The sequence below is a fragment of the Azospirillum sp. 11R-A genome, assembly GCF_049472615.1.
Taxonomy (GTDB): domain Bacteria; phylum Pseudomonadota; class Alphaproteobacteria; order Azospirillales; family Azospirillaceae; genus Azospirillum; species Azospirillum palustre.
The window spans coordinates 59321-72735 of the sequence record NZ_JBCEBL010000009.1; the positions used below are offsets into that span (position 1 = coordinate 59321).

12 protein-coding genes are annotated in these 13415 nt (G+C 69.2%); 7 read left to right on the forward strand and 5 right to left on the reverse strand.

All coding sequences use genetic code 11. The annotated features are described in order from the left end of the window. The first annotated feature begins 2 nt into the window (after window positions 1–2). The 3 genes from VH569_RS14625 to VH569_RS14635 are packed head-to-tail and all read left to right on the forward strand — an operon-like array spanning window position 3 to window position 2841. On the forward strand, window positions 3–1253 hold the full coding sequence (locus VH569_RS14625) for an ABC transporter permease (RefSeq protein ID WP_423315997.1): 1251 nt from the start codon (window positions 3–5) through the stop codon (window positions 1251–1253). 41 nt (window positions 1254–1294) lie between these two features. Then, complete coding sequence (locus VH569_RS14630; RefSeq protein WP_423315998.1) at window positions 1295–2098, forward strand: ABC transporter permease; 804 nt, start codon at window positions 1295–1297, stop codon at window positions 2096–2098. After that, window positions 2095–2841: an SDR family NAD(P)-dependent oxidoreductase gene (locus VH569_RS14635; protein ID WP_423315999.1), complete on the forward strand. Its 747-nt coding sequence runs from the start codon at window positions 2095–2097 to the stop codon at window positions 2839–2841. Before VH569_RS14630 ends, VH569_RS14635 begins: the two co-directional genes overlap by 4 nt. 39 nt (window positions 2842–2880) lie before the next feature. Here the strand turns inward: VH569_RS14635 and VH569_RS14640 are convergent, their stop codons facing one another. From VH569_RS14640 to VH569_RS14655, 4 genes are all read right to left on the reverse strand, one after another. Continuing rightward, window positions 2881–3558: a GntR family transcriptional regulator gene (locus tag VH569_RS14640; RefSeq protein WP_423316114.1), complete on the reverse strand. Its 678-nt coding sequence runs from the start codon at window positions 3556–3558 to the stop codon at window positions 2881–2883. 107 nt (window positions 3559–3665) lie between these two features. Further along, the gene (locus VH569_RS14645) at window positions 3666–4979 is read right to left on the reverse strand and encodes an aspartate aminotransferase family protein (RefSeq protein WP_423316000.1); all 1314 of its coding nucleotides are present in this window, start codon (window positions 4977–4979) and stop codon (window positions 3666–3668) included. A 59-nt stretch (window positions 4980–5038) separates the two neighbouring features. Further along, on the reverse strand, window positions 5039–6070 hold the full coding sequence (locus tag VH569_RS14650; protein WP_423316001.1) for a transketolase family protein: 1032 nt from the start codon (window positions 6068–6070) through the stop codon (window positions 5039–5041). Next, a complete protein-coding gene (locus VH569_RS14655; protein ID WP_423316002.1) occupies window positions 6067–7035 on the reverse strand; it encodes a transketolase in 969 nt (322 codons plus the stop codon). The genes VH569_RS14650 and VH569_RS14655 overlap by 4 nt, the downstream gene beginning before the upstream one ends. A 212-nt stretch (window positions 7036–7247) precedes the next feature. On the opposite strand from VH569_RS14655, the gene VH569_RS14660 reads away from it, so the two are divergent. From VH569_RS14660 to VH569_RS14670, 3 genes are read left to right on the forward strand one after another with little or no spacing between them, the layout of a single operon-like run. Then, on the forward strand, window positions 7248–8627 hold the full coding sequence (locus VH569_RS14660) for an aminotransferase (RefSeq protein ID WP_423316003.1): 1380 nt from the start codon (window positions 7248–7250) through the stop codon (window positions 8625–8627). A 10-nt stretch (window positions 8628–8637) separates the two neighbouring features. Further along, on the forward strand, window positions 8638–10065 hold the full coding sequence (locus VH569_RS14665; RefSeq protein ID WP_423316004.1) for an amidase: 1428 nt from the start codon (window positions 8638–8640) through the stop codon (window positions 10063–10065). Window positions 10066–10082: 17 nt separating this feature from the next. Then, window positions 10083–11192: an ABC transporter ATP-binding protein gene (locus tag VH569_RS14670; protein WP_423316005.1), complete on the forward strand. Its 1110-nt coding sequence runs from the start codon at window positions 10083–10085 to the stop codon at window positions 11190–11192. Window positions 11193–11324: 132 nt separating this feature from the next. Here the strand turns inward: VH569_RS14670 and VH569_RS14675 are convergent, their stop codons facing one another. Beyond that, on the reverse strand, window positions 11325–12176 hold the full coding sequence (locus VH569_RS14675) for an alpha/beta fold hydrolase (RefSeq protein WP_098738749.1): 852 nt from the start codon (window positions 12174–12176) through the stop codon (window positions 11325–11327). Between the two features lie 580 nt (window positions 12177–12756). On the opposite strand from VH569_RS14675, the gene VH569_RS14680 reads away from it, so the two are divergent. Continuing rightward, window positions 12757–13401: a MarR family winged helix-turn-helix transcriptional regulator gene (locus tag VH569_RS14680; RefSeq protein ID WP_423316006.1), complete on the forward strand. Its 645-nt coding sequence runs from the start codon at window positions 12757–12759 to the stop codon at window positions 13399–13401. The last annotated feature ends 14 nt before the right edge of the window (window positions 13402–13415 follow it).

Below are 13415 nucleotides of genomic sequence, written 5' to 3' on the forward strand. Positions count from 1 at the left end.
GCATGGCAAGCACCACGGAAACTCTGGATGGGACTTCGGCGCTGGCGCCGCCGTCCCTGTCGTCGCGCGCGAAGGCCCGGATGGTCTCGGCGCTGCTGATCGCACCGCTGGTCCTGTTCCTCACCCTGGTCTTCGTGCTGCCGCTGGGCGGCATGCTGTTCCATGCGGTGGAGAATGGCGAGGTGGGCGGGGCGCTGCCCGGTGTCGCCGCGGAAATGCGTGGCTGGACCGGTGAGGGCCTGCCGCCGGAGAGCGCCTATGCCGCGCTGGCCCGCGACCTGAAGGCCGCCTATGGCGAGCCCCGCCTGGGCGAGGCGAGCCGGCGCCTGAATTACGAGCGCGCCGGCTACCGCGCGCTGCTGGCCAAGACCGCGCGCGCCGTCCGGGCCATCGACCGGCCGCAGGCGGGCTGGACCGCGGAACTGACCGGCATCGATGTGCGCTGGGGGGAGCCCGCCACCTGGGCGGCGCTGCGCCGGGCCAGCCCGCCGCTGACGCCCTATTACCTGCTGACGGCGCTCGACCTGCGGATGGACGATAGCGGGTCCGTCGTGCGGGCTCCGTCGGAGGAGCGCATCTACATCGACACGCTGGGCCGCACCCTGTGGATCGGCTTCGTCACCACGCTTCTGTGCCTTGTACTGGGCTTCCCGCTCGCCCATGCGCTGGTCAGCCTGCCGCGCGGCTTCGCGTCGGTCCTGATGGTCTGCGTTCTGCTGCCCTTCTGGACCTCGCTGCTGGTGCGGACCAGCGCCTGGATCGTGGTGTTGCAGAAGGAGGGCGTGCTGAACGGGCTGCTCACCCGGCTCGGCATCGTCGATGCGCCGCTGGAGCTGGTGTTCAACCGATTCGGCCTTTATGTCGCGATGGTGCACATCCTGCTGCCCTTCATGATCCTGCCGATCCTCAGCGTGATGAAGGGCATTTCGCCCTCCTACATGCGGGCCTCGGCCTCGCTGGGCGCCCATCCGGCGGTCGGCTTTCTCAAGGTCTATCTGCCGATGACGCTGCCGGGCGTCGGGGCGGGCTGCCTGATGACCTTCATCATCGGCGTCGGCTATTACATCACGCCCAGCCTGGTCGGCGGCGCCCGCGACCAGATGACCAGCTATTTCATCGCCTACTACGCGAACACCACCATCAACTGGGGCCTGTCGTCGGCGCTGGGGGCGATCCTGCTCCTCTGCATCATGCTGCTCTACGCGACGGTCGGACGCCTGATCGGCGTCGGCCGCATCGCCGGCATCCAATGAGGTCCCCGCTTCCGAGAGGCCGAACCCCCATGTCCAGACCCATGCCCAGTCCTACCCGTGTTCTCCACTATGCCTTCTGCTGCGCGATGATGGTCTTCCTGGTGGGGCCGATCCTGGCGGTCATCCCGATTTCCTTCAGCTCCGCCGGCTTCCTGTCCTACCCGATCCCCGGCCTGTCGCTGCAATGGTACGACAAGGTGCTGGCGGCTTCCGGCCCCTGGCTGCCGGCGCTGCGCAACAGCCTGATCGTCGGCACCGGCGCCATGGCGCTCGCCACGGTTCTGGGCACGCTGGCGGCGCTGGGGCTGGCGCGCAACGACCTGCCGGTACGCTCCTTCCTGCTCGGCCTGCTGATCGCGCCGATGGTGGTGCCGGTGGTGATCAGCGGTGTCGCCATGTATTTCCTGTTCGCGCGGATCGGCCTGACCGCTTCCTATGCCGGGCTGATCCTGGCGCATGCGGTGCTGGGCGCGCCCTTTGTCGTCATCACGGTGACGGCGACGCTGCGCAACTTCGACACCACCCTGGTGCGGGCGGCCTACAGCCTGGGCGCCTCGCCGGTGCGCGCCTTCCTGACCGTGACGCTGCCGCTGATCCTGCCGGGCGTGCTGTCCGGCGGCCTGTTTGCCTTCATCTTTTCCTTTGACGAGGTGGTGGTGGCGCTGTTCATCGGCGGGCCGGAACAGCGGACCCTGCCGCGCCAGATGTTCGACGGCATCCGCGACACCATCGACCCGTCCATCCTGGCGATGTCGACCCTGCTGGTCGGCGTCACCATCGTCTTCATGGGTCTCCTCGCCCGGCTGGGGCGGGGGACTGGTTCAAAGCCTGGGAGCAACGCATGATCATCGTGACCGGCGGCACGCACGGCATCGGCCGTGCCTGTGTGGAGCGTCTGACCGGCGAGGGGCGGACCGTCCTCTTCACCGGCCGGGACGAGGCGGCCGGCGCCGACCTCGCCGGCCGCTGTCCGGGGGCGGTCTTCCAGCCGGGCGACGTCGCCTCGCCCGACGACTGCGCGCTGGCGGTCGGGCGCGCCATGGAGCTTGGCGGCGGCCGCATCGACGGGCTGGTCAACAATGCCGGCATGTCGCGCCGCGTCGCCTTTGCCGAAGCGCAGGTGGAGGATTGGGACCGGGTGATGGCGGTGAACGCCCGCAGCGCCTTCCTGTTCACCCGCCTTGCCCTGCCGGGGCTGCGCGCGGCGCGCGGGGCGGTGGTCAATGTCGCCTCGGTCGCCGGCAAGATCGGGGAGGAGGGGCTGGCGATCTACTGCGCGTCGAAGGCGGCGGTGATCGGCATGACCCAGGCGCTGGCGCTGGAGTTCGGCGACGAGGTCCGCTTCAACGCCGTCTGCCCCGGCCAGATCGACACCCGCATGATGCAGGGCATCAAGACGCAGGCGATCAAGCGCCGCCGCCTGGAGCAGCGCATCCCCGCCGGCCGCTTCGGCGCGCCGGAGGAGGTCGCCGACGCGGTCGCCTGGCTGCTGTCGGAGCGGTCGAGCTACGTCAACGGCACCGTGCTCACCATCGACGGCGGCGAGACCGCCGGCATGCGTACGCCGCGCGGTCTGGACGAAGACTGAAGAAACGGCTCCCTGGCGCCGGTCGGGCCGGCGTCAGGGTCAGGCCGGCAGCAGGGGCTGGCCGACCTTTTCCAGATACGGGATCAGGCTCTCGCCGCCGCGGACGATGTCGCGTTCGATGGCGGCCCGCGCGGCGGGGCCGTCTTGGGCGCGGAGTGCGGCGATCAGGGCCAGATGCTCGTCGGCACCGGCGTAATCGTCGTGTTCGACCTCGTTGTAGAACACGTTCAGGATCGGTCCCATCGACACCCACAGGCTCTCGATCTGGCCGACCAGCATCTCCATCCCCGACAGCCGATAGACGGTGAAATGGAAGTCGCGGTTGTGCTGTAGTGCCGCCGCGACATCGCGGGCGCGCTCCGCCGCGTCGAACCGGGCATGCGCCTCGGTCAGCCGGGCGATGTCCGCCGCCGTCGCGTGGGCGGCGCCGATCTCCGCCGCCAGACCTTCCAGCGCGATGCGGATGGTGCGGATTTCCAGATAGCGCGACAGGCTGAGCCCCGGCACGCAGACGAAGCGGCCCGACCGCAGTTCCAGACCCTGTTCGCTGACCAGCCGCAGGCAGGCTTCGCGCACCGGCGTGATGCTGGTGCCCAGCTCGTCCGCCAGATCCTGCATGACCAGCCGCTGGCCCGGCTTGAAGCTCCCGGCGATCAGCGCTTCGCGCACCGCCACATAGGACCGCGCCGACAGGTTTCCCGGTTCGATCGGCTGCATTCGCACGACGTCATCTCCTCACACACGAACGGACGGCAGGAGGCGATGCTCCTGGGCGGTGCCTCAGGCAATGCCCCCTGCCATCCTATAAGCTATAACACAGAAAGTCAGGCGCCGACCCGCATCGCCGGATGCAGCGCTTGCAGCGTTTCGGCGATGGCGTCCAGCGTGCGGTCGATCAGCGCCTCGTCATGGGCGGTCGACAGGTAGAGGCGCTTCAGCGGCAGTGGCTGGAAGATGAAGCGCTGCTCCACCAGACGCCGGCGGAAGGCGAGGTCGGCGGCGTTGTCGTTGCGCAGCAGATCCTCGTAGCGCTGGAAGGCGCCCTGGAAGAAATAGAGCAGCCAGACCGAACCGTAGCCGGCCGGCTGCACCGGGATCCCCAGCCGCTCCACGATGGCGGACAGGCCGTTCCGCATGCGGTCGCCGAGCGCGAACAGCCGCTCGTAGGTGCCCGGCCGCTCCAGTTCGCCGATGGTCGCCAGCAGGGCCGCCAGCGACGGCGGCGTGCCGTTGAAGGTGCCGCCCATGAAGACAGCCCCCTCGCCGGTCCGTGCCAGCCGCTCCATCAAATCGGCGCGGCCGGCCAGGATGCCGACCGGATGGCCGGAGGCCACCGCCTTGCCGAAGGTGGCGAGGTCGGGCGTCACCCCGGCGATGGACTGGTAGCCGCCCAGCGCGTGGCGGAAGCCGGTGATGACCTCGTCGAAGATCAGCACGGTGCCATGGTCGGCGGTCAGCCGGCGCAGGTCGCGCAGGAAGGCGTCGTGGGCGATCACCGATCCCATGTTGTGGGCGATCGGCTCGACGATCACCGCGGCGACCTCGCCCGGATGGGCGGTCAGGTAATCCTCGAACGCCTGGGCGTCGTTGTAGGGCAGGACCATGGTATGCCGCGCGGCGTCGAGCAGGATGCCGTCGCACACCGGGTCGTACCGCCCGATGCGGTCGGCGGGCGACTGCACGTTCATGGCGACGTAATCGTGCCAGCCGTGATAGCCGCCCTGGAACTTGATGACGGTGCGCCGCCCGGTGGCGGCGCGGGCCAGCCGCAGGGCATGGTAGGTCGCCTCCGACCCGCTGCTGCAGAAGGCCACCCGGTCGGCGCAGGGGATCAGGCGGACCAGCGTTTCCGCCGCCTCGATCTCCAGGTCCAGCGCCGCGGCGCCGATCAGGTCGATGCGCCCGGACACCGCGGTCACGCGGTCGCGCACGGCGGCGGCGCAGTGGCCCAGCATGTTGGCGCCGAAGCCGCAGTGATAGTCGATATGTTCGTTGCCGTCGGCATCGTACAGGTACGGCCCGGCGGCGCGCACGAAGACATAGGGGTGGGCCAGCTGGCGGCTGGGGCTGAGCAGCCCGCCGGGCATGACGGCCCGCGCCCGCGCGGTCAGCGCGGCGTTGTCGGTCTTGTTGGGCATGGTCGGTCCTTGTGGTGCCGCCGGGACAGAGCCGGAATCGCCCGTCCCGGCCGGCGGTGTCAGGCCAGGATGTCGCGGACGACCGTCTCGATGCCGGCGGCGTCGAGCTGGTAGTGGCGGTAGAGATGGGTCGGCGGGGCGATCAGGCTGTATTCGTCGCGGATGCCGTGACGGATCAGCAGCGCCTTCGTGCCGGCCTCCGCCATCACCTCCGCCACGGCGCCGCCGAGGCCGCCGAGGATGTTGTGCTCCTCCACCGTCAGGACGATGCGGGAGCGTTCGGCCGCCGCCAGCACCGCGTCGCGGTCCAGCGGCTTGATCGTGTGCATGTCGATCAGCCCGACCGACAGGCCGGAGGCCCGCAGGGCCCGGACCGCCTGAAGACAGGGATGGACCATGGTGCCGCAGGCGATGACGGTCAGGTCGCTGCCCGTTTCGTGCTCGATGGCCTTTCCGAAGCGGAAGTCCGGGAGGTCGTCATAAACGTTCGGTTCCTGCCCGCGGCCGATGCGGAAATAGATCGGCTCCGGGTGGTCGGCCGATGCCCGGATCGCGGCGGCCAGCTGCGGTCCGTCGGCCGGATTGACCACGGTCAGCCCGGCGATGGAGCGCATGATCGCCAGATCCTCGGTCGCATGGTGCGAGGTGCCGTAGAAGCCGAGCGCGATGCCGGCATGATGGCCGATCAGCCGCACCGGCAGGGCGGAGTAGGCGACATCCATGCGGATCTGCTCGCAGCACAGCAGCCCGAGGAAGGAGGCGAAGGTCGCCACGAAGGGCATCACCCCGGTGGTGGCGATGCCGGCCGCGGCTGACACCATGTTCTGTTCAGAAATGCCGAACTGGACGAAGCGGTCGGGGTGGCGGGCGGCGAAGCAGGCGAGGCCGTTGGAATATTGCAGGTCGGCGGTCCCGGCCATCACCGGATGGCCGTCCGCCACCAGCGCCGACAGCGCGTCCGACAGGTAGGACAGTCCGAGGGCGCGGGAGTTGAGCTGCCGGTACTGCCAGCTGCCGGGATCGGCCGGTCCGGTGGGGGCGTCGGCTGTGGTCATGGCGTCGGTCATGGCGTCGGTCATCGGGGCGGTCATCGGGCGTCTCCCTGGGCGGCGGCTTCGCGGGGGAAGGCGGGTCTGGCGGGCCGGCCCATGATCTCGGCGATGGCGGCGGCCTCGTCCTCCGGCGCCAGATATCCGAGGTGCCAGCCGGCCTCCCGCTCCATGTAGCCGACGCCCTTGCCCTTCAATGTCCTGGCGATGATGCAGGCGGGTTTTTCGCGCGCGCTGTCCTGCTTCAGGCGGCGGAACAGGGTGGCGAGGGCGGCGACGTCGTGGCCGTCCACCTCATGCACCTCCCAGCCGAAGGCGCGCCATTTGCCGGCCAGCGGCTCGATGCCCAGCACCTCGTCCACCTCGCCGTCGAGCTGGTAGCCGTTGCGGTCGACGATGGCGATCAGGTTGCCGGCCTTCTGGTGGGCGGCGGCCATCGCCGCTTCCCACACCTGCCCCTCCTGCATCTCGCCGTCGCCGAGCATGACATAGACGTCGAAGCGGCGGCCCGTCATCCGGCCGCCCATCACCATGCCGAGCCCGGCGGACAGCGCGTGTCCGATGGAGCCGGAACTGAAATCCACCCCCGGCACCTTGGTCATGTCCGGATGGTCGCCCAGCGGATTGCCGAGCCGGGTGTAGCCGTCCAGCAGCTCCTTCGGGAAGAAGCCCCAGTCGGCCAGCAGCGGATAGAGCCCGACCGCGGCATGGCCCTTGCCCATCAGGAAACGGTCGCGGTCGGGCCAGCGCGGCTCGCCGTGCCGCAGGCGCATGACGTCGTAATAGAGCGTCGCGAACAGCTCCGCGCAGGAGAAGGTCGAGGAATAGTGGCCGATCTTGGCGATGGCGATCAGCCGGATCGTCTCCAGCCGGACATGGCGGGCACGCTCCTCCAGATGGGCGATGGTTTCGGGGGTCAGAGGGGCAGGCCCCAAGATTTCAGGCGTGAGGGTCCGGTCGGCGCCCATGGGATCGGGCGCCGGTGCGGCGGTGGCGGTCGTTGGCATGGTTTTCCTGTCAGCGGATCGGCGCTGGAACGTGAGCGGCAGGGTGCGAAGGCGCGCCGAATTGCCCTCGACAACTTATAACTTATAAGATACAAGACGGGAATGGCAAGCGCGACGTTGCCGCTCCTTCCGACCCGGTCTCCAGCCGGATCCGCGGCCGCAGCGCCGTCGGCGCCCCCACCCAATTCCCGCAATCAGGAAGAGCCGATCCCATGACCAACGCCCTTCGTGCCTTGGACATCGACCTGCATCTGCATTCGCAAACCAACGCGCGCGCCCATGAGGAGCGCGGGCCGCTCGCCCTGGTGCGGGGCGACGGCGTCCATGTCGTGGACGACTCCGGCCGCCGCTATATCGAGGGGATGGCCGGGCTGTGGTGCGCGTCGCTCGGCTTCGACGAGGCGCGGCTGGCCGATGCCGCCGCCCGCCAGATGCGGACGCTGGCGACCTACCACACCTTCAACCACCGCACGAACGACGCCTGCGTGGCGCTGGCGGAGGCGATCTCGGCCATCTCGCCGATCAGGGGCGGCAGGATCTTCTTCGCCAATTCGGGGTCGGAGGCCAACGACACCATGGTGAAGCTGGCCTGGTACTACAACGCCGCGCGCGGCCGGCCGGAGAAGCGCAAGATCATCAGCCGCACCGGCGCCTTCCATGGCAGCACGGTGATGGGGGCGGCACTCAGCGGCCTGCCGCACATGCACCGTGCCTTCAACCTGCCGGACCAGGGCGTGGTCTTCACCGCCTGCCCCAACCATGCCCGCCATGCCGGGCCGGGCGAAAGCCAGGAGGACTACGCGACACGGCTCGCCGCCGAGCTGGAGGCCCTGATCCAGGCGGAGGGCGCCGGCAACATCGCGGCGATGATCGCCGAACCGGTGATGGGGGCGGGCGGGGTGATCCTGCCGCCGGAGACCTATTTCCCCAAAATCCAGGCGGTGCTGGCCCGCCACGACATCCTGCTGCTGGCTGACGAGGTGATCTGCGGTTTCGGCCGCACTGGCAACTGGTTCGGCAGCCAGACCTTCGGCTTCCTGCCGGACATGATGTCGATGGCGAAGGGGCTGTCGTCGGGCGCCATCCCCATCGCCGCGGTGGCGCTGAGCGACCGCATCTATCGGGCGGTCGCCGACCAGAGCGCGGAGGTCGGCGTCTTCGGCCATGGCTTCACCTATTCCGGCCACCCGGTGTCGGCGGCGGTCGCGGCGGAGGCGATCCGCATCTATCACGAGATCGACGTGGTCGGCCGCGCCCGCCGGCTGGGCGCCCACCTGCGCGCCGCGCTGGACGAGGCGCTGGCCGGGCATCCGCTGGTCGGTGAAATCCGCAGCGTCGGCCTGCTCGCCGGCATCGGCCTGACCGCCGACCCGGCGACCGGCCGCGACTTCGATCCCGCCCTGCGGGTCGGCGCGCAGGTGGAGCGGCGCTGCCTTGCCCATGGCGCGATCGTCCGCAACATGGGCGACAACATCGCGCTCTGCCCGCCCTACGTCATCGAACCCGACCAGATCGACGCGCTGGTGGAGCGGCTGCGCGCCGCGCTGGACGATGTCGCCGACGCGCTGTCCCGCGACAGCCTCGCCGCCTGAGGGGACCGTCATGACCTATCTTGATCTTCTCGATCAGGCCCGCCTGATCCGCGACGGCGAAATCTCCGCCGCCGAACTGCTCGACGCCACCATCGCCCGCATCGAGGCGGTGAACCCGGTGCTGAACGCGGTGATCCTGCCGCTCTACGATCAGGCGCGCGCCGCGCTGGAGACGGGGGAGGCGTCGTCCGGACCCTTCGCCGGCGTGCCCTTCCTGATCAAGGATCTCTACTGCCATGTCAGCGGTACGCCGACCACCGGCGCCTCCCGCCTGATGGCCGGGGCCATCGTCGACCATGACAGCGAGCTGATGGCGCGCTACCGCCGGGCCGGACTGCTGCCGGTCGGCAAGACCAACCTGTGCGAATTCGGCACGCTCGGCACGACGGAGCCGGCGTTGTTCGGCCCGACCCGCAACCCGTGGGACATCACCCGCTCCAGCGGCGGGTCGAGCGGTGGCGCTGCGGCGGCGGTGGCGGGCGGCATGGTGCCGGCGGCCCATGGCGGCGACGGTGCCGGCTCCATCCGCATCCCGGCCTCCTGCTGCGGCCTGTTCGGGCTGAAGCCGACGCGGGGGCGCATCACCATGGGCCCGGACCTGGGCGACAGCCTGGGCGGCATCGTCAACGAGCATGTGGTGACGATGACCGTGCGCGACAGCGCGGCCCTGCTCGACGCCACCCATGGGCCGATGGCCGGCGATCCCTACAGCGCGGCACCGCCTGGGGAGAGTTTCCTGTCGCAGGTCGGCCGTGAGCCGGGCCGGCTGCGCATCGCGGTCACCGACCGGTCGCTGCTGGGCACCGATGTCGATCCGGAGTGCGTGGCGGCGGTGCGCGACACCGCGCGTCTCTGCGCCGAGCTGGGGCATGAGGTCGAAGTCACGGCGCCGGTGTTCGATGCGGAACAGTACCAGTCGGCCTATCGCCGTTTCTGGTCGATGACGGCGACGCGCAGCCTGTGGAGCATCGGCCGCGCCACCGACCGTTCCCCCGCGGAGCTGGCCGGCGAGGTCGAGCCCTTCAACCGCCATCTGTTCGAACGCGGCAGCCGCATCCTGGCGGCGGATTACGTGGCGGATCTCGGCTGGTTCCACGGTTTCTCCCGCATCCTCGGGCGCTTCCTGGAGCGCTACGACGTCTGGCTGACGCCGACGCTGGGCTCGCCGCCGCCGAAGCTCGGCCATTTCGATGCCGGGCTGCAGGGCGGGGAGGCTGTGATGGACCGCTTCATGCAGTTCTTGGCCTTCACCACCTTCGCCAACATGGCCGGCCTGCCGGCGATGAGCGTTCCGCTGTCCTGGACCGCCGAAGGGCTGCCGGTCGGCTCGCAGTTCACCGGGCGCGTGGGGGACGAGGCGACGCTGTTCCGTCTCGCCGGCCAGCTGGAGGCTGCCCGTCCGTGGCGGCATCGCCGCCCGCTCGTCCATGCCGCCTGATCCCGGAGGGTACGATCATGGAACAACAGGGCTTTGTGGAGTTTTCCGGCGTCCAGAAAAGCTATGACGGGCGCACTCTGGTGATCGAGGGGCTGGACCTGTCGATCCCGAAGGGGGAGTTCCTGACGATGCTGGGGCCGTCCGGTTCCGGCAAGACCACCAGCCTGATGATGCTGGCCGGGTTCGAGGCGCCGTCGCGCGGCGAAATCCGCGTGGCCGGCAAGCCGATCCAGAATGTGCCGCCGCACCGCCGCAACATCGGGATGGTGTTCCAGAACTATGCGCTGTTCCCCCACATGACCATTGCCGAGAATCTGGCCTATCCGCTGAAGGTGCGCCGGATGGGGCGGGCGGAGACGGAAGGGCGGGTGGCCCGTGCGCTCGACATGGTGCAGATGGGGGCGCTGGCGCAGCGCCGCCCCTCCCAGCTTTCGGGCGGACAGCAGCAGCGGGCGGCGCTGGCGCGGGCGCTGGTGTTCGAACCGGATCTTGTGCTGATGGACGAACCGCTGGGGGCGCTGGACAAGAATCTGCGGGAACACATGCAGTTCGAGATCAAGCATCTGCACGAACGTCTCGGCGTGACCATGGTCTATGTCACCCACGACCAGGCGGAGGCGCTGACCATGTCCGACCGCATCGCCGTCTTCAACCGCGGCCGGGTGGAACAGCTGGCGACGCCGGCGGAGCTGTACGAGCAGCCGGCGACCGTCTTCGTCGCCGGATTCATCGGCGAGAACAACCGGCTGTCCGGCGTGCTGGCCGACCGGCAGGGCGACAGCGGCACCGTCCGGCTGGAGGGCGGCCCGGTGGTGCGGACCCGTGTCGCCGCCGGGCTGGAGGCGGGCGCGGCGGTCACCGTGTCCCTGCGGCCCGAGCGGGTCCGGCTGGTGCCGGCGGAGGCGGCCGGCGGGGCTGGGGATGGGGAGGGGCGGGGCCTGTTCGGCCATGTCTCCGAGCTGATCTATCTGGGCGATCACATCCGCGTGCATCTGGCGGACGGTCCGGCCGCCGGGCTGGTCGTGAAGATTCCCAACAACGCCGACCACCGGCATGTCCGTCCGGGTGGCCGCTATGGGGTGGAGTGGGGACCGGCCGACGCCATCGCCCTGCCGGTCGGTCACTGACCGGAACGACGGTTCGGCCGGCATCGAAGCACAGGCATCGGAGTATGGGCATCGGAGCAGGATGCGCCTTCATAGCTGCGCACGAGGCTGTCCCCGCAGCGCCGTCCCGGCCCTGCGGGGGCAGGCGCGGAATCAGGCTTTGAAGAAGGCCAGCAGGTCGGCGTTGATCGTTTCCGCATGGGTGGTCGCCATGCCGTGCGGGAAGCCCTTGTAGACCTTCAGGGTGCCCTTCGGCAGCAGCTTGGACGACAGCAGCGCGGAATCGGCGATCGGCACGATCTGGTCGTCGTCGCCGTGCATCACCAGGACCGGAATGTCGATCTTCTTCAGATCCTCGGTGAAGTCGGTCTCGGAGAAGGCCTTGATGCAGTCGTAATGGGCCTTGGTCCCGCCCATCATGCCCTGCCGCCACCAGTTATCGATGACGCCCTGCGAGACCTTGGCGCCGTCTCGGTTGAAGCCGTAGAAGGGGCCGGAGGGGATGTCGCGGAAGAACTGGGCGCGGTTGGCGGCGAGCGCCGCGCGGAAGCCGTCGAACACCTCCAGCGGCAGGCCGCCGGGATTGGCCTCCGTCTTGACCATGATCGGGGGAACGGCGCCCAGCAGCGCCGCCTTGCCGGCGCGCGAGGTGCCGTGACGGCCCAGATAGCGTGCGACCTCGCCGCCGCCGGTCGAATGGCCGACATGGAAGACGGTCTTCAGCCCCAGCCCGGCAACCACGGCCAGCACGTCGTCGGCGTAAGTGTTCATCTCGTTGCCGGTCGCCGTCTGGGTCGAGCGGCCATGGCCGCGCCGGTCATGGGCGACGACGCGGTAGCCGTGGTTCAGGAAGAACAGCATCTGGGCGTCCCAGTCGTCGGCGCTGAGCGGCCAGCCATGGTGGAACATGACGGTCTGGGCATCGCGCGGTCCCCAATCCTTGTAATAGATCGAGGCGCCGTCCTTGGCGGTGACGAACCCGTCTTCGGTCTTGCCGTTGGTCATCGTCCGTTTCCCTTCGCTCTTGTGGGCCGTAGCGTCTCCGGCATGGCGACGTTCGGCCGCGGTGGCATCGGCGGCCCCGATCACGGTTGAGCCGGCGACCGCAGCACCGGCAGCGGCCGCGCCGACGAGCAGGCTGCGGCGGGTGGCGCCCGGCGCCAGGGCTTTTTCGGATGGCATCGTGATGTCCCCTGTCAGTGCGTTGGCTGTCGGTTGCGTTGGCGGTCGGCCGGCCCGGATCCGGCCGCCTGCCGCCGCGGTACGCCGATGCCTGCATTGAGTACCGGAACTGTGCGTCTTTCAAAGCTATCCCTAGGTATTAAAAAACCATCCCGGGACAAATACGCAAATGAACAGGGGTTTATCTGGGTCGTTCATGCCTTCATTTGCAGGAATGCTGCAAATTGGGACGTCTCCCCCCTCTGTTCGATAGTCCGAATGTGCGGACTCTCTTCGCTCGTGAAGTCTAATTGACTGAATTCTCATGAAGGCATCCGGGCTCCTTGGGACGAAGGAGAACGCCCATGGCGCGGTCGGAAATCGGTCGCTTGACAGATTTAAATAGGAGTCCTAAGTTAAATTCATGGACCACGCATCGCACCCCGACCCTGTTCCGCACCGCCTTCGGGAGGGCTTCGAGCGCATCGCGCTGGTGCTGCGCGCCGATCTCTGGTCGGCTGCCGGCACGGCGGGGCTCAATCCCACCCAGGCGCAGGTGCTGGCCCTGCTGGCGGCCCGGCCCGCCGGCCTTCGCCCCAAGGAGATTGCCGCGCATCTGGCGGTTTCCGCCGCCAGCATGGCCGACACGCTGGCGGCGCTGGAGCGCAAGTCGCTGCTGCGGCGCACGCCCGATCCCAGCGATGCGCGGGCGCAGATCGCCCGCCTGACGGACGAGGGACTGGAGCTGGGCCGCAGCCTTGCCTCTTCCACCTCCCAGATCGCGGCGGCGCTTGCGCAACTGACCGCCGCCGAGCAGGCCGGGCTGCTGCGGGTGCAGATCAAGATCATCCGGTCGCTGCAACAGGCAGGGGCCATCCCGGTCCAGCGCCTGTGCGTCAGTTGCCGTCATTTCCGGCCGAACGCCCATCCGGGCGAGACCGCCCCCCATCACTGCGCTTTTGTGAACGCCGCCATCGGCGACCGGGATCTCCGGCTCGATTGCGGCGAGCATGAAGAGGCTGATCCTGCCGTCCAGGCTGCCACCTGGACGGCCTTTGCCGAAGGATAGCCATCCCTCCAAGC

What these genes read in the sequence shown, in the direction of transcription:
- VH569_RS14625 (WP_423315997.1), top strand. Translation starts at nt 3, where the DNA reads ATGGCAAGCACCACGGAAACTCTGGATGGGACTTCGGCGCTGGCGCCG.
- VH569_RS14630 (WP_423315998.1), top strand. Translation starts at nt 1,295, where the DNA reads ATGCCCAGTCCTACCCGTGTTCTCCACTATGCCTTCTGCTGCGCGATG.
- VH569_RS14635 (WP_423315999.1), top strand. Translation starts at nt 2,095, where the DNA reads ATGATCATCGTGACCGGCGGCACGCACGGCATCGGCCGTGCCTGTGTG.
- VH569_RS14640 (WP_423316114.1), bottom strand. Translation starts at nt 3,558, where the DNA reads ATGCAGCCGATCGAACCGGGAAACCTGTCGGCGCGGTCCTATGTGGCG.
- VH569_RS14645 (WP_423316000.1), bottom strand. Translation starts at nt 4,979, where the DNA reads ATGCCCAACAAGACCGACAACGCCGCGCTGACCGCGCGGGCGCGGGCC.
- VH569_RS14650 (WP_423316001.1), bottom strand. Translation starts at nt 6,070, where the DNA reads ATGACCGCCCCGATGACCGACGCCATGACCGACGCCATGACCACAGCC.
- VH569_RS14655 (WP_423316002.1), bottom strand. Translation starts at nt 7,035, where the DNA reads ATGCCAACGACCGCCACCGCCGCACCGGCGCCCGATCCCATGGGCGCC.
- VH569_RS14660 (WP_423316003.1), top strand. Translation starts at nt 7,248, where the DNA reads ATGACCAACGCCCTTCGTGCCTTGGACATCGACCTGCATCTGCATTCG.
- VH569_RS14665 (WP_423316004.1), top strand. Translation starts at nt 8,638, where the DNA reads ATGACCTATCTTGATCTTCTCGATCAGGCCCGCCTGATCCGCGACGGC.
- VH569_RS14670 (WP_423316005.1), top strand. Translation starts at nt 10,083, where the DNA reads ATGGAACAACAGGGCTTTGTGGAGTTTTCCGGCGTCCAGAAAAGCTAT.
- VH569_RS14675 (WP_098738749.1), bottom strand. Translation starts at nt 12,176, where the DNA reads ATGACCAACGGCAAGACCGAAGACGGGTTCGTCACCGCCAAGGACGGC.
- VH569_RS14680 (WP_423316006.1), top strand. Translation starts at nt 12,757, where the DNA reads ATGGACCACGCATCGCACCCCGACCCTGTTCCGCACCGCCTTCGGGAG.